The 17,272-nt window shown below is 52.9% G+C and carries 16 protein-coding genes and 3 pseudogenes; 16 read left to right on the top strand and 3 right to left on the bottom strand.

Features of this window, described 5'->3' with window-relative positions; genetic code table 11:
* A partial coding sequence (locus CPT76_RS42140; protein ID WP_181152882.1) for a winged helix-turn-helix domain-containing protein occupies nt 1-169 on the bottom strand: 169 nt, incomplete at its 3' end.
* 97 nt (nt 170-266) lie between these two features.
* A pseudogene (locus CPT76_RS16685) lies at nt 267-1,471 on the bottom strand (MFS transporter).
* Nucleotides 1,472-1,990: 519 nt separating this feature from the next.
* Here CPT76_RS16685 and rplS point away from each other — a divergent pair.
* The 12 genes and pseudogenes from rplS (at nt 1,991) to CPT76_RS16630 (ending at nt 10,877) form a co-directional block, all read left to right on the top strand.
* Nucleotides 1,991-2,335, top strand: coding sequence for a 50S ribosomal protein L19 (rplS, locus tag CPT76_RS16680; protein ID WP_076168209.1), 345 nt, complete (start codon nt 1,991-1,993; stop codon nt 2,333-2,335).
* Between the two features lie 217 nt (nt 2,336-2,552).
* Entirely contained in the window at nt 2,553-3,173 is a 621-nt protein-coding gene (gene lepB / locus CPT76_RS16675) for a signal peptidase I (RefSeq protein ID WP_105443639.1), read from the top strand.
* Nucleotides 3,174-3,221: 48 nt separating this feature from the next.
* Complete coding sequence (gene ylqF, locus CPT76_RS16670) at nt 3,222-4,088, top strand: ribosome biogenesis GTPase YlqF (RefSeq protein ID WP_105444112.1); 867 nt, start codon at nt 3,222-3,224, stop codon at nt 4,086-4,088.
* Nucleotides 4,089-4,233: 145 nt separating this feature from the next.
* Nucleotides 4,234-5,070 carry a YitT family protein gene (locus CPT76_RS16665; RefSeq protein WP_076168205.1) on the top strand — a complete coding sequence of 279 codons (837 nt, stop codon included), beginning with the start codon at nt 4,234-4,236 and terminating at the stop codon, nt 5,068-5,070.
* Between the two features lie 187 nt (nt 5,071-5,257).
* Entirely contained in the window at nt 5,258-6,052 is a 795-nt protein-coding gene (locus CPT76_RS16660; protein WP_084203851.1) for an amino acid ABC transporter substrate-binding protein, read from the top strand.
* Nucleotides 6,053-6,073: 21 nt separating this feature from the next.
* The gene (locus CPT76_RS16655) at nt 6,074-6,751 is read left to right on the top strand and encodes an amino acid ABC transporter permease (RefSeq protein ID WP_105443638.1); all 678 of its coding nucleotides are present in this window, start codon (nt 6,074-6,076) and stop codon (nt 6,749-6,751) included.
* A gap of 18 nt (nt 6,752-6,769) precedes the next feature.
* A pseudogene (locus tag CPT76_RS16650) lies at nt 6,770-7,366 on the top strand (amino acid ABC transporter ATP-binding protein).
* Nucleotides 7,367-7,906: 540 nt separating this feature from the next.
* A complete protein-coding gene (locus tag CPT76_RS16645) occupies nt 7,907-8,587 on the top strand; it encodes a ribonuclease HII (protein WP_260986743.1) in 681 nt (226 codons plus the stop codon).
* Nucleotides 8,588-9,026: 439 nt separating this feature from the next.
* Nucleotides 9,027-9,803, top strand: coding sequence for a hypothetical protein (locus CPT76_RS16640; RefSeq protein WP_258168542.1), 777 nt, complete (start codon nt 9,027-9,029; stop codon nt 9,801-9,803).
* A gap of 29 nt (nt 9,804-9,832) precedes the next feature.
* Nucleotides 9,833-10,195, top strand: a complete 363-nt coding sequence (locus CPT76_RS39895) for a hypothetical protein (protein WP_258168541.1) — start codon at nt 9,833-9,835, stop codon at nt 10,193-10,195.
* A complete protein-coding gene (locus tag CPT76_RS16635; RefSeq protein WP_105443636.1) occupies nt 10,192-10,494 on the top strand; it encodes an EscU/YscU/HrcU family type III secretion system export apparatus switch protein in 303 nt (100 codons plus the stop codon). Before CPT76_RS39895 ends, CPT76_RS16635 begins: the two co-directional genes overlap by 4 nt.
* A complete protein-coding gene (locus tag CPT76_RS16630) occupies nt 10,491-10,877 on the top strand; it encodes a YraN family protein (RefSeq protein WP_105443635.1) in 387 nt (128 codons plus the stop codon). The genes CPT76_RS16635 and CPT76_RS16630 overlap by 4 nt, the downstream gene beginning before the upstream one ends.
* 1,180 nt (nt 10,878-12,057) lie before the next feature.
* Here the strand turns inward: CPT76_RS16630 and CPT76_RS16620 are convergent.
* A complete protein-coding gene (locus tag CPT76_RS16620) occupies nt 12,058-13,650 on the bottom strand; it encodes a YifB family Mg chelatase-like AAA ATPase (protein ID WP_105443633.1) in 1,593 nt (530 codons plus the stop codon).
* 336 nt (nt 13,651-13,986) lie between these two features.
* On the opposite strand from CPT76_RS16620, the gene CPT76_RS16615 reads away from it, so the two are divergent.
* From CPT76_RS16615 to CPT76_RS37520, 4 genes and pseudogenes are all read left to right on the top strand, one after another.
* Nucleotides 13,987-14,457, top strand: a complete 471-nt coding sequence (locus CPT76_RS16615) for a MarR family winged helix-turn-helix transcriptional regulator (protein WP_089546539.1) — start codon at nt 13,987-13,989, stop codon at nt 14,455-14,457.
* 320 nt (nt 14,458-14,777) lie between these two features.
* Nucleotides 14,778-15,938: an ADP-forming succinate--CoA ligase subunit beta gene (gene sucC / locus CPT76_RS16610; protein WP_076168179.1), complete on the top strand. Its 1,161-nt coding sequence runs from the start codon at nt 14,778-14,780 to the stop codon at nt 15,936-15,938.
* Nucleotides 15,939-15,972: 34 nt separating this feature from the next.
* The gene (gene sucD, locus CPT76_RS16605) at nt 15,973-16,902 is read left to right on the top strand and encodes a succinate--CoA ligase subunit alpha (protein WP_076168177.1); all 930 of its coding nucleotides are present in this window, start codon (nt 15,973-15,975) and stop codon (nt 16,900-16,902) included.
* A 130-nt stretch (nt 16,903-17,032) separates the two neighbouring features.
* Nucleotides 17,033-17,272, top strand: a pseudogene (locus tag CPT76_RS37520) (hypothetical protein); the annotation flags it as partial.

Genomic DNA, 17,272 nt, shown 5'->3' with positions numbered 1-17,272 from the left:
GCTTTTTGGCGTGATAGTAGACTTTGGCCGGAACCTCGCCGAGTTTGTCAGCGATATCTTTGATCGTCATTGGCTGGTCGGCCTTCTGAAAGCAGCTTAATATTTTCAAACGGTATGGATCGGAATAAATCCGGATCTCCTCGATCGTGCTCAGTTCTTTGGTCTCCAATGTTGTGCACCTCTACATTTCCCGTATCTTGTTTTCCGGATCGTTTATCCCCATTATAAGCCGAGATGGCTTCCGAGCACAAAATGTTTCCATCGCTCTAGATTTTCATAAACCCTTTCTGGCTCCACAGATAGACCCCCGGTATCAGCATCAGCAGCCCAAAAACGAGGTACAGCACGTGGACCCCGACGAATGCTCCGGCCCAACCGGCCAGCAGGCTTCCGACGGGAATGGCGCAGGTGCAGATCGTGCTCGACAGCGCCCCGACCCGGCCAAGCATCGCTTTGGGGGTGACTTCCATCATATAGGTGGATACCGGCGTGTTTACAAACGAAATGGCGAATCCCATGCCAAAACAAAAGGCAGCCGCGGCATAGAGAGGATATTCCCTTAGAAGGGCGGGGACGTAGAGAAGGCTGTACGCAACCCCGAGCAGCAAAAATCCGAACACGATCAGACTGCTTTTGCGGTAAGCGGAGCCCTTCTGGCTGATCCACAGGCCGCTGATAATCATGCCGGTAATCAGGGCGATGCCGATCAAACTGAGTCCGTATGGGCCCGAGTGGAGTATTTGTTTGACATAAACGGGCTCAAGCACGTTTTTAGGCGTGAGGCAAAGATTCACGAATGCGGCCGAAAGCATGGTCATCATCATCAGCTTGTGGCTTTTAACGAACTTCAGGCCGGTTTTAAACTGGCTCCAGTAGGACGGGCTTTCCTCTGCCTGCATAAGACCTGCGTCGTTATCGTCTTCCTGCCCGTGATCCCGGTCGATGCGGATCCAGACGTACAACAGGGCGGCCAGCAGAAAAGACAAGGCGTCGATCAGCATCGCTCCGGAAATGCCGAGCATGGCGATCAGGCCGCCGGCTGCGGCCAGACCGGCAAGCTCGGCGGTGCGGGAGGCGGATGACGTCAGCGAATTGCCGCTGAGCAGCAGCTCCTTGGGCAAAATGCGGGGAACGAGGGACATCTCCGCCGGCGTGGAGAAGCATTCGAGCGTAGAGTTGATGAACGTAAAATAAACAGATGCCACGATTGCAAGTCTCCTATGAAATAGAGCAGCGCCGTCACGGTTACGGTGATGCCCCGGCCGGCATTCGTCACGATCACGACCTTTTTCTTGGACCAGCGGTCGACCAGGACGCCGGTAAACATACTGAAAGCAATGCCTGGAACGAAGTTGATGGCGTACAGTGTTCCCATTAGCAGCTCGGAGCCGGTAAGCAGGTAGACCATCCAGCTGTAGGCGATGGAATCCACGGAATCCCCGAATCGTGAAATGATTTTGGCGGTGACCATCATTAGATACAACTTGTGTTTCGCCAGCCTGCGTACACCTTGATTCTGCTGAAGCAATACGGTTTCGCTCATGAAAGGACATCTCCATTCAATTTTTATTAACGTTAAAATTATTTTAATGATAAATTTATTTTAACGTCAATTCCGATTTTGGCAAGAAGTTTTTTAAGATTATAGAATTAATAAATTTCAGCGAAGCTGAACCATTCTATAATCGCAAGAAAAACTTCCTTTAAACGCGGTCTGTCTTCTTGGAAGGTACGTCGATAGACGTTTTTCTTACAATTGGGTCAGCCTATTTTTCGGTGTGAAGTATCTGTTTTTGGCAGAGCGAGACTTTGCATTTTTTCAACCGAGGGGCAGCGTAACAACTGAAAGATTTATAGTTGCAAAGGATGAAACAAATATGCTACAATAAATGCTGTTGTGTGGAATACGGTGGTCCGCTGCGGATGATGAAGGAAAACAGAGGGTTTTCCGGAAGAGGCAAGAACACCTGTACGGAAGGAGGAGTCCTAAATGAACATCCTACAAGAGATTACCAAAGAACAGCTTCGCACCGACATCCCTAGCTTTCGTCCTGGCGACACTTTGAAAGTGCACGTTAAGGTTATCGAGGGATCCCGCGAGCGTATCCAGTTGTTCGAAGGTGTTGTGATTAAGCGTCGCGGAGGCGGCATCGCTGAGACTTTTACTGTGCGTAAAATCTCTTACGGTGTTGGGGTAGAAAGAACTTTCCCAATCAACTCGCCAAAAATCGAGAAGATCGAAGTGGCTCGTTACGGTAAAGTACGTCGCGCCAAACTGTACTATCTTCGTGAACTGCGCGGTAAAGCAGCAAGAATTAAAGAGATTCGCCGTTAATCAGCGAACAACGCTAAAGGGCTTGATTTCAAGCCCTTTTCGTTTTAGGATTAAAAAGGCGTCAATAGATGAACGAACCAAGTTGACAAACCGCGATAAGCGGAGGTTTTTCTGGCGATCACGAATGCCTTTTCGCTTCGCTGGTCCAAAGAAAGCATACACGGCTCCGTAATGGGAGCTTTTCTTTTCGGCAAAACTAGGAGAGGGAGGTGGATATATGCAGCAGGACATTCAGAGCGATGCGGTGGAACTGAAGGAAGAAGATCATAAACCACCTAAAAAAGGGAAAAATGAAGTCGTAGAATGGCTGAAAGCGATCATCATTGCCCTGATTTTGGTGGCACTGATCCGCTGGCTTCTCTTCAAACCGTTTATTGTGGACGGACCCTCCATGCAGCCAAACTTTCATACAGGCGAGCGGTTGATCGTCAATGAAATATTGTACGATATCCGGGCTCCGCATCGTGGAGAAGTTATCGTGTTCCATGTTCCGTCCGAAGGCAAGGATTTTATCAAACGCGTGATTGCCGTCGCAGGCGATACCGTCAAGGTGGAAGGCGACACGGTAACCGTGAACGGCAAAAAAGTCAATGAAGCCTACATACAGGGTGCCATCGATGCAAGCCATAAAGCGGGCCAGATGTATAATGACAAAGATTTTCCAAACAGCGCGTTTCCGGATGGCAAGGTTCCCGAAGGTCATGTGTTCGTGATGGGGGATAATCGGTCCGACAGTACGGACAGCCGGATGATCGGTTATGTGCCGCTCGGGGATATCGTTGGACGGGCTGACCTCATCTTCTGGCCGGTGAAGGACATCCATTTGATCAACCATTAATGAACGCGGAATGAGGCTGTTTGCGGACAAGAGAATGAGGTGATGACGGTGACGATTCAATGGTTTCCTGGTCATATGACCAAAGCGCGCCGCCAAATACAGGATAAGTTAAAGCTGATTGACGTCGTGATCGAGCTGATCGATTCGCGTCTTCCGCTGTCCAGCCGCAATCCGATGATTGACGAGATTTTGCAGGGGAAGCCCCGGCTGATCATTATGAACAAGGCGGATTTGGCAGACCCTTCGGTAACGAAGCAGTGGCAGGATTATTTTAAAGAGGAAGGCCATACGGCATTTCCGGTCGATGCGGCTACAGGCACGGGCGTGAAAGAGATTCCTGGACAGCTGAAGCTGCTCCTGAAGGAGAAGATCGATCGCCAAATCGCCAAGGGGATGAACCCGCGGGCGATCCGTGCGCTGATCGTCGGCATCCCGAACGTAGGCAAGTCGACGCTGATCAACCGGCTCGCCGGGCGCAGCATTGCTGCAACGGGGGACCGGCCGGGCGTGACGAAAGGCCAGCAGTGGATTAAGGTAGGCGGAGAAATCGAGCTTCTGGATACTCCGGGGATTTTGTGGCCCAAATTTGAGGACGAGAACGTTGGCTACCGCCTCGCGGTAACCGGCGCGATCAAGGAAGAGATCCTGAACGCAGAGGATGTCGCCTTTTTTGCGGTCAAATACCTGGTCCAATATTACTGGGATGCCTTCCGGGAGCGCTTTGAGATCGATGCGGACATGCCGCACAACCCGGACGAGAGCGACGAAATCGTCTCCATCATGGAAGCGGTGGGGCGTAAGCGCGGCTGCTTGATGAGCGGCGGACGGGTGGATCTGGAGAAAGCGTCGAAGACGCTGCTGCGGGAGCTGCGCGCCGGCAAAATGGGCCGGATCTCGATGGAAGCCCCTTACTAATCGGAAAAGAACGCCGGATACGATCCAAGTGTCCAGCGTGTATCAAAGCGAGATGTACAGTATCATAGTGAACGAACAAGCCCAGTTCCGTTATAGGTACTGGGCTTTTTTTGCGTGTTGATTTATGGGAGAGGAAGGCCGTCATATGAAAAAAAGAATGATGGAAATCATGACGATCATCGCGGGGGCGTTTATTTTCGCGCTCGATATCAATCTGTTTGTCATTCCCCACGACCTGGGCGAAGGCGGTGTGACCGGGATTACGATCATCCTGTACTACCTGTTTGCATGGTCCCCGGGATTGGTCAACCTGATTTTGAACGCCATCTTGCTGATCGTTGGTTATAAGTTTTTGGACAAAATGACGACGGTGTACACCATCGTTGCTGTCGTGTTTAACTCTTTATTCCTCCATTTGACCGAAAATTGGACACTTACTTCGAACGAACCGATCGTCAATGCGATTTTTGGCGGTGTATTGGCCGGTGTCGGCATCGGGCTAATCGTGAGGGCCGGAGGCACCACCGCCGGTACGGTCATTTTGGCGCGGATTGCCCATAAATACTGGGACTGGAACATCAGTTACGCCCTGCTGTTCTTTGATCTGATCGTCGCGTTCTCCTCCTACTTTATCATTGGCGCGGAAAGCCTGATGCTGACGATCATTATGCTGTTCGTCGGCACGAAGGTGATGGAATTCATCATCGAGGGCCTGAACCCGAAGAAGGCGGTGATGATCGTATCGGAGCAGCATGCGGAGATCGCCGAGAAGGTTAACCGGGTCATGGACCGGGGAGTCACCGTGTTTAAAGGGTACGGCTATTACAGCAAGTCGGCCAAGGAAGTGCTGTACATCGTCATCAGCAAGCAGGAGGTGCCTGTCCTGAAAAAGATCGTCAAGGTGGCGGACAAGCAGGCGTTTATTACGATCCATGACGTTCGGGATGTGTTTGGGGAAGGATTTATCGACATATCGAAATAGTGTCGCAGCAGATAATAGACTTAAAGAGAATAGGAAAGCTCATGACCTGGGGTCATGAGCTTTTTTTGTCGGGATCAAGCGTAAGTACGGGCGGCCGCGCATGAAAATACAGCATCGTGGCAAAATAGGTGAAAACGGTTAGAGGAGGAAAAATGTGAGAAGCTGGCGGATTTATTGGGCAATCGTGATGACGTTGATGCTGGCCGTGACGACGGCGTGCGGCGGAAATACGGGAACGAAGCCGCAGGAAGGGCAAACCGGGGGCGCCCAGACGGGTAAAAACCTGCTTGAGACGATCAAGCAAAGCGGCAAGCTGCGCATCGGCACGGAAGGAACGTATGCACCTTTTACCTATCATGATGATAAAGGAACGCTGACCGGTTTTGACGTTGACCTGGGCCGGGAGATTGCCAAAAGGCTCGGCGTGAAGCCGGAGTTTATCGAAACGAAATGGGACGGCATGATCGCCGGCTTGGACGCCAAGCGTTTCGACGTGGTGATGAACGAAGTATCCATTAATGCGGAGCGAAAGGCTAAATACGACTTTTCGGACCCCTACATCGCCTCCAAGGCGGTATTGATTGTGAAGGACAATAATCAGGACATTAAAAAGCTGGCCGACCTCAAAGGCAAAAAAGCAGGTCAGTCACTGACGAGCAATCTGAATCAAATTGCTAAAGACAACGGTGCCACGATCGTGCAGGTCGACGGATTCAACCAAGCGATCGACTTGCTGCTGTCCGGGCGCATCGATGCTACGGTGAACGACAAACTGTCCTATCTCGACTTCAAAACAAGACGTCCCGACGCACCGATCAAGGTGGTGGACGAAACCGATACGGGCAGCACCAGCGCCGTACTGATGAACAAAAACAACAACGAGCTGCGGGACGCCATTAACCAGGCGCTGGCCGACATGAAGAAGGATGGAACGTACCTTGCCATCTCCAAAAAATACTTTGGTACGGACGTATCGAAATAAGCGGCAAAAGGGGGTTAACCGATGAATGACAGAACCGCCCACCTCACCGATATTTTTATCGACTCCTTTGTGCCGCTGCTTATGGCCGGGATCAAGTTCACGATTCCCCTGACGATCATTTCCTTCATTCTCGGTTTCGTGCTGGCGTTCCTTACCGCGTTGGCCCGCCTGTCGCGCTGGAGCATTCTCCAGCGGGTCGCCTGGTTTTATGTGTGGATCATCCGGGGGACTCCGCTGCTTGTCCAGCTGTTTATTATTTTCTACGGGCTTCCGAGCATCGGCGTTGTCATCGACGCATTCACCGCCGCGGTGATCGGGTTCTCGATCAGTGTCGGAGCCTATGGATCCGAAATTATACGCGCCGCGATCCAGTCCATCGCCAAGGGGCAGTGGGAGGCGGCGTACTCGGTCGGGATGACCCGTTCCCAGGCGCTGCGCCGGATTGTTCTGCCGCAGGCGGCAAGGGTATCGCTGCCTCCGCTGGCCAACTCTTTTATCAGCCTGTTGAAGGATACGTCGCTGGCAGCGACGGTGACACTAACAGAGCTGTTCCAAAAGGGGCAGCAAATTACGGCGGTCGTGTATGAGCCTTTGCTGCTGTACTGCGAGGTAGCCTTGATCTACCTGATCTTCAGCACCGTCCTGTCGGCGCTCCAGCATCAGCTCGAACATCGGTTTGACCGTTATGCCGCAAGATAGTGAAACGAGGGATGCATCATGATTGAAATCAACGACCTGAGATTAAGCTTTGGCAGTAATGAAGTGCTCAAGGGAATCGACCTGTCGATCGAAAAAGGGCAAGTGACGGTCATCATCGGGCCCTCCGGTTCCGGAAAAACAACGCTGCTCCGGTGCATCAACCTGCTGGAAATCCCGATGGAGGCGACAGGTCATCGTGCAGAAAAAGAGCCGAGCGGAGGCCAAGGCCAGATCGCTGGAGCTTCTCGGCAAGGTAGGACTCGCCAGCAAAGCGGACTCCTATCCGCACCAGCTGTCCGGCGGACAGCAGCAGCGGGTCGGTATTGCCCGGGCAATGGGCATCGGTCCGGAGCTGCTTTATTTGATGAACCGACGTCCGCTTTGGACCCGGAGCTGGTCGGTGAAGTGCTGAAGGTCATCAAAGAGCTGGCTGTAGAAGGCATGACGATGGCCATCGTGACCCATGAGATGAAATTCGCGAGCCAGGTGGCAGACCGGATCGTGTTTATGGACGAAGGAATCATCATGGAGCAGGGCAGCCCGAATGAGGTGCTAAACCATCCGGCGCAGGAGCGGACAAGGCAATTTTTGTCGCTGCTCAGCGAACCGGTGTAAAATACTTGTAGGTGCTTGCGGGCACGGCGACGATAGCTGCATTGATGCAGCTATTTTTTTGTGTGGGGATCGTGGTGCACGGGTGTTTAAAGTTGTAGTGCCTTCTCAAGCAGCTGAGCAACCGTATTTGGAAATTTAAGGAAATGCGGTTGATTGCGGTGGTGTCAAAAAGCTTGTGTAAGGTAGAAGTTGGTTGGGTAACATTCTTCAAAGAGTTTGGCCAGTTCACGGCGGACTCCGGGATTGCCAAAACCACGATGACCCATATTCAAATCGTTCGATATAGCTGCGTCCATGATCACTCCTCGAAGTACATCCATCTCATTACAGCACATTCACCTCTTTACCAAACACTCTTCTTTTTCAGTACATTCATCTTTTTGCAGTTACATTCTTCTCATTACAGCACATTCTCCTCCTAGCTTCGTGAGGCCAGGTTTTTCACCGGTGAATGCTTTCGGACATATCGGCTCGGCGCATCTTCTGCACTCCAGCAGTCCGCACCCCGATTTTTGGAAGCCTGCCAGATGTCGTTTTTCGTTGGCTCTTGCAGCACGGAGGAGGAAAGACAGCATGGATACGGAAGAGATCGAGCAGTCCCCGAAGGACCTGCTAAAATATGAGCGCGAATACATAGAAAAAGATTACCGGTACATAGCGGGCGTTGACGAGGTTGGAAGAGGCTGTTTATTTGGCGACGTGGTGGCGGCGGCCGTGATCCTGCCGGAAGGACTCGTTCTGGAGGGTGTCGACGATTCGAAAAAATTGAGCGCCAAAAAACGGGACCTTCTGTACGACGTAATTATGGAGCAGGCGCTTGCCGTCAGCGTAGGGTACGTGGATGCCCGAACGATCGATGAAATCAATATTAAGCAGGCGGCCCGCCTGGCGATGAAAAAGGCGGTGCTTGGCCTGACGATCGCCGCGGATTTTTTGCTGGTGGATGCGGAGCATGTGGACGTGCCCGTTCCACAGCTGGCGATCATCAAGGGGGACGCCAACAGCCAATCGATCGCCGCGGCTTCGATCGTAGCCAAGGTTAGCCGGGACCGGCTGTGTGAAGGAGAATGGGAGGCGAAGTATCCCGAGTACGGCATCGCGATCCATAAGGGCTATGCAACTAAACTGCACCGTGAGCAGCTGGCAGCTCTGGGACCGACACCGATGCATCGCCGCAGTTTCTTGAAAAATATGGAAGTTGTGCAGCAGACCCTGTTCTAGGGCTGCTGTTTTTTTGCCAGGTGGAATGGAAATTCGGGTGTTGCGATGTAAATTTTTATAAGGAAAAAGTTTGGCTGATCAGACTTTTGGAAGGTGGGTTTTCCTGGATAAGCATCTCTAAGCTTTGATTCAGAAAACAGACCAACCTTAGGTGCAGGCTCGCCGTCGAGTCGTCTCTGTTCCTCGCGGACCAATCAGGACGTAACGATGACCCCAGCATCCGATAAAACTTTTTCAGCCAGATTCGTAATTTGTTGGACGGTATTTTAAAGTTCATGTTTGAAGAGCCTGAGCATTTGCAGCAATTATGAAGATAAGGGACGATCTTTGGATGAAAAGAAACAACGGGGATCGTGAATGCAGATAGACGGACTACAGCCCGCGGCTGGTTCGGCCGATAAATAAATAAACGAAGGAATACGGAAGGGGGAGAGGGACATTGAGTATCGGTTCACTGCTGCGCGGCATGATGGGAGACACCAAAGCGGGCGAGACCAAACAGCTGGATTTGAAGGAAGGGCAAGTCGTGCGCGGCGTTGTGCTGAGCGTCTCTGAGGACGGACAGGAGGCCGTCCTGCAGATCCAAGGCGTCAAAGTACGGGCGGCGCTGGAAACGCCGCTTCAGCCCGGCCAGGCAGCGGTCCTGCAGGTACAGCCGGACAATGGCGGCGGCCTTCCGGTATTGAAAGCGATGGAGGGTTCCCCCTATGGGTCCGGGACTCCGATGTCGCTTGCGGATGTGCTGCAATCGCTCGATCTGCCGGATACGCCGGGGAACGCGCGGCAGCCCTTGGCTGCACCGGCCGCAGGCCAGGGTGCAGCGGCAGAGGCAGGCCCGACACAGCCGGGGCCTGCGCCGGGAGCGGCGAGCGCGGCAGGGGCCGCCGCCGCGCAGCCCGCTCCCCAAGCCGCGGACGGTCCGGAGCTGACCGTCCGGCCGCATGCGGTTCAGCAGCAGCCTCCCGGCCCGGCGCATCACGCCGTCCGGCCGGAGCAGCTGGCTGAGCCCGCTGCGTGGATGGAGCAGGCGCTGCAGGAAACCGGGCAGCGCGACACGCTGAAGGGGCTCCTCCTTCAGCTCGTCCAGGACGACGCTGCGCCGCCGGCCTTGAAGGAAGCGGCGCAGCAGGTCATCTCGCAGCTGACCGGCCAGCAGCTGCTCCTGAACACGGACCGGACGGCGCCGTTCGCCCAGGTCACGTTGTCCTGCCCTTGAACGGGCCGGACGGCCAGGAGACGGCGTCGGTGCATGTCCAGTCCAGGCGTGGCCCCAAGGGTGAACTGGATGCATCCAACTGCCGCCTGTGGTTCGACCTTCAGATGAAGCATCTCGGGCAGACGCTGATCGACGTCCAGATCGTCGACCGGATCGTCAGTCTGAAGGTCCACAATGATCAGGAATGGGCTCAGTCCCTGGTGGAAGACAGACGGCCTGAAATCGCTGACGCTCTATCCTCCATCGGCTATCAGCTTCTGACGCTTAAAGCCGCTCCCCTACCGTCTCCGGCCGCTGAACAACAGCCAGCTGGCTTGAGTGCGGCCATGGGCGGTCACCGCGTGGCGGACTTCGTACCGCAGAGCTACAAGGGGGTGGATATGAGGGTATGAGCAGCAAGCCGCAGGAGCCGTCCCCAAGTATGAAAAAGGCCGTCGCCCTCAAATACGCGCCCGGTGACAACGATGCCCCGGTCGTCGTGGCGAAGGGCCGGGGGAAAGTGGCGGATACGATTCTCGAGACGGCGAAGGAACACGGGGTTCCCGTTCAGGAGGACGCCGCGCTGGTGGAGGTCCTCTCCAAGCTGGACCTGGATCAGCAGATTCCGCCGGAGCTGTATCACCTTGTCGCGGAGGTTCTCAGCTATATTTACCGGGCGGACCGGCTCGCTCAGGAAAGGCCGTTCGAATGAGCGGAGGGCAAGGAAAAATGAAGGATAACCGCCGCCAAAAAGGAGCCGCCGCGGAGCAGGCCGCCGCCGATCTGCTGCTCTCCACCGGTTACCGCATCCGCGACCGGAACTGGCGCTGCCGCAGCGGCGAACTGGACGTGGTCGCCGAGGACGGCGGCGTCATTGTTTTTGTGGAGGTGCGCAGCCGGACCGCCGGCACCTCCTTCGGCACAGCCGCAGAATCTGTTAATTTCCGCAAAATCCGCAAGGTCCGCAGCACGGCCGAAGTGTATCTTCACGCACAGCGGCTGGAGGGCCGCGAGGTACGCTTTGACGTCGTCGCGGTGGAGCTGGGGCGCGATCTAAGCATTGCCGCGATTCATCATATACAGGGGGCGTTCTAGGACGAGCCCCTAATAAAAAAACTTCCAATACCATGCGATTGGAAGTTTTTTATTACCCCATTTTCACTGAGCTAGCTCGATCCTCTCGATAGACAACTAACAGCATTAGTGCATCCAGATCGGCCGGCTTTATCTGAGAGGTGGAAAAGTGGATGTATTATTTGTAATTATTTACCTTATGGTGAAGGTGATTTGAACTCATCATAGAATAATCTAAGTAGAAGTGATGTGTGAACTTGCCTAAAATAGAATTTTTCCTAGGTATCAACATCAGAGGATGACAGTAATCATTTTATTGAGCTTACCTCAACCCGTTCTTCATCGAAAGGGGAAACGACGATTTCGTGGGAGGTATCATGAGGAATATTCTGAATTTTCTTGTTACCTTTTTGGTGTTCTGGATAGGCAATGAGTACTTTAATCCATATCTTTCGATAACAGATACTAAAACTTTGCTGATTGCATCCCTTCTTATGTTCATCATTAGTCTTTTATTCAGTTTAGCAATGGTAATGTCGGTTATGCTGATCACTGTAGGGATTGGGTGTTTGACCACTCCGGCTTTAATGTTGGCTTCCATCGTGCTGACACCCATTAAACTTTGGCTTCTGGATAAATACCTGTATGGATTTGAAATACATGGATTGTGGACATATGTCATTCTTACTATAGTTCTTAGCCTATTCACTGTGAAAGTAAAAGAGAGACGTGATTAATGATATGGTAAAAAGCCTGTGAGACCATTTACGAATTGAGGAGGAACCTGTGTTGGCGTTTGGCTGCCCGATGATTTACCTGCCAAGTTTTAAATTAGATCCAGAAGAGATGACTGGGTTTTGAAAAGAAAATGGATTGACGGAAATAACCTGCCTCAATTGGCAGGTTATTCTTTGTTTTTGAACCCCAGTGTCCAGTTTCTTCTGATGATTTACAATAAGGCGCCTTATATCCCTGTAACGTCTGACGCCGCGCATCTATCTGCTGATAGAGCTCAACGTTTGTTTTCTGGAGTTTAGATATCGTTGCCTTTATCTCTTCGGCTTAGAGCATAGATCATGAAGCAGGAAGGCCAAAGGGTCGAAGGGCAATCTGCCACACTTTATTTTCGAAATAGTACACAAAATATTGACTTAAACCGTGGATCAGATTATTAGGGTTTATAACGCAAATTTGCTTCCTATTACCCCACCCCCGTAATCTGCGGCCGGTCCAAATTCCGGTATTGGATCGCTTCCGCCACATGGTTGAAGGCGATATTCTCCTGGCCGTCCAGGTCGGCGATCGTCCGGGCCAATTTCAGGATGCGGTCATATGCCCGCATGCTGAGGCCCAGCGTTTCGATCGTCTGATGGAGCATATCGGCTGAAGCGGAGTCGAGCCTGGCGAAGCGCCGGAGCGCACTGCCGGTCAGCTCGCTGTTCCAGCCGCCGTAACCGCTGCCGTATCGTTGTTGCTGACGCGCATGGGCTTCGAGCACCTGACTGCGCATTTCAGCCGAAGACAGGCTCGGTGCATCCGTGGACCATTCCTTAGGGCGGGGGACTTCGACTTGAAGATCGATCCGGTCGAGCAGCGGGCCGGAGATTTTGGCGCGGTATTGGGCGATCCGGCTGAAGCTGCATGTGCATTGATGTTCCGGGTGATCGCTTCCGAGGTATCCGCACGGACACGGATTCATCGAAGCCGCCAGCATGAAGTGCGCCGGGAAGGTGTGCACGGCACGCGCCCTGCTGATCGTCACCGTTTTGTCCTCCAGCGGCTGCCTCAGCACTTCGAGCACCTGGCGATTGAATTCCGGCAGCTCGTCCAGAAACAGGATGCCACGGTGGGCAAGGCTGACTTCGCCGGGCTTGGGTATCGTTCCTCCACCGATCAGTCCTCCGGAAGAGATGGTGTGGTGCGGGGAACGAAAAGGACGTTTGCGGATGAGGCCGGAGCCGGGTTCCTTCAATTTCCCGGCCGCGCTGAAGATTTTGGTCGTTTCGAGCGCTTCCTGCTCGGTCATGAAGGGCAGGATGGTCGGCAGGCGTTTGATGAGCATCGTTTTGCCGGTTCCGGGCGGTCCGATCAGCATAATGTTGTGCATGCCTGCGGCAGCAATCGTGAGCGCCCTTTTGACATGGAGCTGGCCGAGCACGTCGGCATAATCTTCCGCAGGAAGGTGTTCGGGTACGGAAGCTGCGGCAACAGCCGGTGCTTTCAGCAGCGGGGACAAGGTTTGAATCCGGAGGGGCTGGTCTTTGCCGGGCACGTCAGCAGCCGAGAGTTCTGCGGCTAACTGACGCAGCTCGTTCAAATGCCGGATGGCATAAATATTCATATGATCGATTAAGGCGGCCTCACCGGCATTTTCTTCCGGCAGCAGAACGGCGGTGAATCCCTCTCGCTTCGCCCTGTCCACCATGGACAGGACGCCGTTAACGGGCCTCAGGCTGCCGTCGAGCGCCATTTCTCCGATGAGAAGCAGCTTCTCATCCTGCGGCAGCAGAAGCTGTCCGCTCGTTACGAGAATGCCAAGGGCAATGGCGAGATCAAACGCGGAACCTTCCTTTTTCAGATCGGCCGGTGCGAGATTGATCGTGACGCGCTGAAGGGGGAAGGTGAAGCCGCAATTTTTGATGCCGGCCCGGACACGTTCCACCGCTTCCCGGATGGCCGAATCCGGAAGTCCGATAATGCTCGTTTGCGGCAGTCCGTTGGAAATGTCGACCTCCACCTGGATGATAACCCCGTCAATTCCGTATAAACAGGTACTGTGCATTTTTCCATACATACAATAAAACACCCCTATTCCCCGGCGGTTTCCCTGGACAAACGAGAAGGGATCGCCGTAGTTGACGGAAAAAAGGTGCTTCCTTATTTTCACTTAAGTTTACAAAAATTGTAGGACTGCAGCTGGCAAAAGTCAAGATGGAAGGCATCGGGGATGGGAACTAGAGGTATGCTTGTAAGGGAGTGATTTAAGACCGATTTGTTGTTTAAAATTTAAAAGTATACAATAAAATTGCAGGGCATCAATTGCTCCTTTAGAAGATATCGCGCAATTACTATGATAATGTGACAAAATTATGATAATATTATGACAAGAAGGCAGGTGAAGACGAAAGTGATGAAACCAAGTGAAATGAATCCGCAGCTGCAGCTGGAAAATCAGCTGTGCTTTACCATCTATGCCTGTTCGCGAGAAATCACCAAGCTGTATCAGCCCCATCTGGAGAAGCTCGGTGTGACATATTCCCAGTATTTGGTCCTGCTTGTGCTTTGGGAGCGGGGACAGTGTACCGTGAAGGAGCTTGGGGAGGCTCTTTTCCTGGACTCCGGCACCTTGACGCCCCTGCTGAAGAGACTTCAGGCCGCTGGTCTGATTCACCGTGAGCGCTCTGCCCAGGACGAACGGAAGGTCATCATCACGTTGACGGACGAAGGAAACAAGCTGAAGGAGAAGGCACTGAATGTTCCGGCTGCCATGCAGCAGGAGCTGTGCCTGAACGAGAGCGAATTCGGGCATTTGCTGGGCCAGTTCAAGAGTCTGCTGAACCGCGTCCATCACAACAACGAACAGCAAGAAGGCAAGATGTGAAGTGAAGAGCGATTTTTGCAGACAACATCTGCAAATCTGTCGCTCTTTTTCCCTGTTATCCATGAAACCATGTTGGAACGATGCAAGGCTCCAATGGAATTATATCGGACCTAAGACGTTACTTCGAGGGTGGATTTTACCATCAAATCCCAAATATTCTCTCAAACGGATTAAACCGATATCAAAAAGCTGTCGATGGAAACGCAGTTTCTTAAGGTAAGCGTTTTAAAAACATGTTACAATAGCTTGGGTTTATATTATTTTCCAAGAGATATCAGAACCCGCCTTGTAGCAGTCATGTTGATAGGAGGATACCGTAAATGAATATCCATGAATATCAAGGAAAACAAGTGTTAAAGCAGTACGGCGTTACCGTTCCGAACGGAAAGGTGGCCTACACCGTGGAAGAGGCGGTTGAAGCCGCTAAATCCCTGGGCAGCCAAGTCACGGTTGTCAAAGCGCAAATCCATGCAGGCGGCCGCGGTAAAGCCGGCGGCGTCAAAGTGGCCAAGAACCTCGACGAGGTTCGTGCTTACGCGGAGGAAATCCTCGGCAAAGTTCTCGTTACGCATCAGACAGGCCCGGAAGGTAAAGAAGTCAAGCGACTTCTGATCGAAGAGGGCTGCGATATCCGCAAGGAATATTACGTCGGCGTCGTTGTTGACCGCGCTACCGGACGTGTCGTGATGATGGCATCGGAAGAAGGCGGAACGGAAATCGAAGAGGTTGCCGCTGCAACGCCTGAGAAAATTTTCAAAGAAGTGGTGGATCCGGCCGTAGGCCTGCAGGTTTTCCAAGCACGCAGACTGGCTTATGCGATCAACATCCCTAACGAACTGGTCAACAAGGCGGTTCAGTTTATGATCGCGCTGTACACCGCTTTTGTTGACAAGGACTGCTCCATTGCAGAAATCAACCCTCTGGTTGTAACGGGTGACGGCAATGTCATGGCACTCGATGCCAAGCTGAACTTTGACTCCAACGCACTGTTCCGGCACAAAGACATTCAAGAGCTTCGCGACCTGGACGAAGAGAATGAAAAAGAAATCGAAGCTTCCAAATACGACCTGAGCTACATAGCTCTCGACGGCAACATCGGCTGCATGGTCAACGGCGCAGGCCTTGCCATGGCCACGATGGACATTATCAAGTACTACGGCGGAGATCCGGCCAACTTCCTCGACGTAGGGGGCGGTGCCACGAAAGAGAAGGTTACCGAGGCGTTCAAGATCATCCTGTCGGATGAGCAGGTCAAAGGCATTTTCGTCAACATCTTTGGCGGAATTATGCGCTGCGACGTCATCGCCGAAGGCGTGGTTGAGGCTGCCAAGCAGCTCGGTTTGACCCGTCCGCTGGTTGTGCGTCTTGAAGGAACCAACGTGGATCTGGGTAAGAAAATTTTGGCCGAATCCGGCCTGAACATCGTGCCTGCCGACTCCATGGCTGACGGCGCCCAAAAAATTGTCTCACTCGTAAAATAGAATCTTTAAAATACGATAGGGGATGTGAACAAACGTGAGTATTTTGGTCGATAAAAATACAAAAGTCATCACACAGGGCATCACCGGCAAAACCGCCCTTTTCCATGCGAAAGGCGCCCTCGACTACGGCACGCAAATGGTCGGAGGAACTTCACCGGGTAAAGGCGGCACCAAGGTTGACATTACGCTGGAGAACGGCCAAACGGTCAGCCTGCCCGTATATAACACGGTTGTAGAAGCCAAGGAAGCGACTGGCGCGACTGCAAGCGTTATCTACGTACCGCCGGCATTTGCGGCCGACTCCATCATGGAAGCCGTCGATGCGGAAATGGAACTGGTCATCTGTATTACGGAAGGCATTCCGGTGCTGGACATGGTCAAAGTGTCCCGTTACATGGAAGGCAAGAAAACCGTCCTGATCGGACCAAACTGCCCAGGGGTCATTACACCTGGAGAATGTAAAATCGGCATCATGCCTGGGTACATCCATACACCGGGCCATGTGGGCGTCGTATCCCGCAGCGGAACGCTGACCTACGAAGCGGTTCATCAATTGACGACCCGCGGCATCGGCCAGTCCTCTGCGGTAGGCATTGGCGGCGACCCGGTAAAAGGCTCGGAATTCATCGATATTTTGAGCCGCTTTAACGATGATCCGAACACCTATGCTGTGATCATGATCGGCGAAATCGGCGGAACGGCGGAAGAAGAGGCAGCGGAATGGATCCGCGCCAACATGACCAAGCCGGTCGTCGGCTTCATCGGCGGGGTTACTGCGCCTCCAGGCAAACGTATGGGACATGCGGGCGCTATTATTTCCGGCGGTAAAGGCACGGCGAAAGAAAAGATCGCCAAGCTCGAGGAATGCGGCATCAAAGTCGCTCCGACGCCTTCGGAAATGGGCTCCACGCTGGTAAGCGTTCTGGAAGAGCGCGGCTTGCTGGAAAAATGCACGACTCACTAATATAAACCGGCGTTATTTACGGTTCAAAGGTAAGCAACCTTTTATTTCTCCATTCGGGGGATAAAGGGTTGCTTTTTTTGTGTTTTCAACACCAAAAAAACTGGAAAATATAAGGAAGGGCGGGATTGGCGTGAAGGACGAACGGTGGCTGTTGATCGCACTGCACGAGACCGAGGGGATCGGGAGGAAGAGTATTGCCAGGCTGCGCGGACAGCGTATGTTCTCCAGGGACATGCTCCATTATAATAGTAGAGATTGGGAGGAAGCAGGTTTTCCTGAGGAAAAGGCGAAGCTTTTATCTGAACGGATCACACCCGATTTGATCGAAGAGCTGAAATCCCGTAAGCTTGAGGGAGGCGCCGGCATCCTG

This window comes from Paenibacillus sp. AR247 (assembly GCF_002968895.1).
GTDB lineage: Bacteria > Bacillota > Bacilli > Paenibacillales > Paenibacillaceae > Paenibacillus_AQ > Paenibacillus_AQ favisporus.
The sequence above is the reverse complement of the archived record's forward strand: the minus strand, read 5'-3'. Positions and strand labels throughout refer to the sequence as shown.

Bases quoted from the DNA above. Each gene is read 5' to 3' on its own strand.
- CPT76_RS16665 (WP_076168205.1), top strand. From the start codon at position 4,234: ATGAAAAAAAGAATGATGGAAATCATGACGATCATCGCGGGGGCGTTT.
- CPT76_RS16660 (WP_084203851.1), top strand. From the start codon at position 5,258: ATGACGTTGATGCTGGCCGTGACGACGGCGTGCGGCGGAAATACGGGA.
- CPT76_RS16635 (WP_105443636.1), top strand. From the start codon at position 10,192: ATGAGCAGCAAGCCGCAGGAGCCGTCCCCAAGTATGAAAAAGGCCGTC.
- CPT76_RS16630 (WP_105443635.1), top strand. From the start codon at position 10,491: ATGAGCGGAGGGCAAGGAAAAATGAAGGATAACCGCCGCCAAAAAGGA.
- CPT76_RS16615 (WP_089546539.1), top strand. From the start codon at position 13,987: ATGAAACCAAGTGAAATGAATCCGCAGCTGCAGCTGGAAAATCAGCTG.
- rplS (WP_076168209.1), top strand. From the start codon at position 1,991: ATGAACATCCTACAAGAGATTACCAAAGAACAGCTTCGCACCGACATC.
- sucC (WP_076168179.1), top strand. From the start codon at position 14,778: ATGAATATCCATGAATATCAAGGAAAACAAGTGTTAAAGCAGTACGGC.
- lepB (WP_105443639.1), top strand. From the start codon at position 2,553: ATGCAGCAGGACATTCAGAGCGATGCGGTGGAACTGAAGGAAGAAGAT.
- CPT76_RS16620 (WP_105443633.1), bottom strand. From the start codon at position 13,650: ATGTATGGAAAAATGCACAGTACCTGTTTATACGGAATTGACGGGGTT.
- CPT76_RS16655 (WP_105443638.1), top strand. From the start codon at position 6,074: ATGAATGACAGAACCGCCCACCTCACCGATATTTTTATCGACTCCTTT.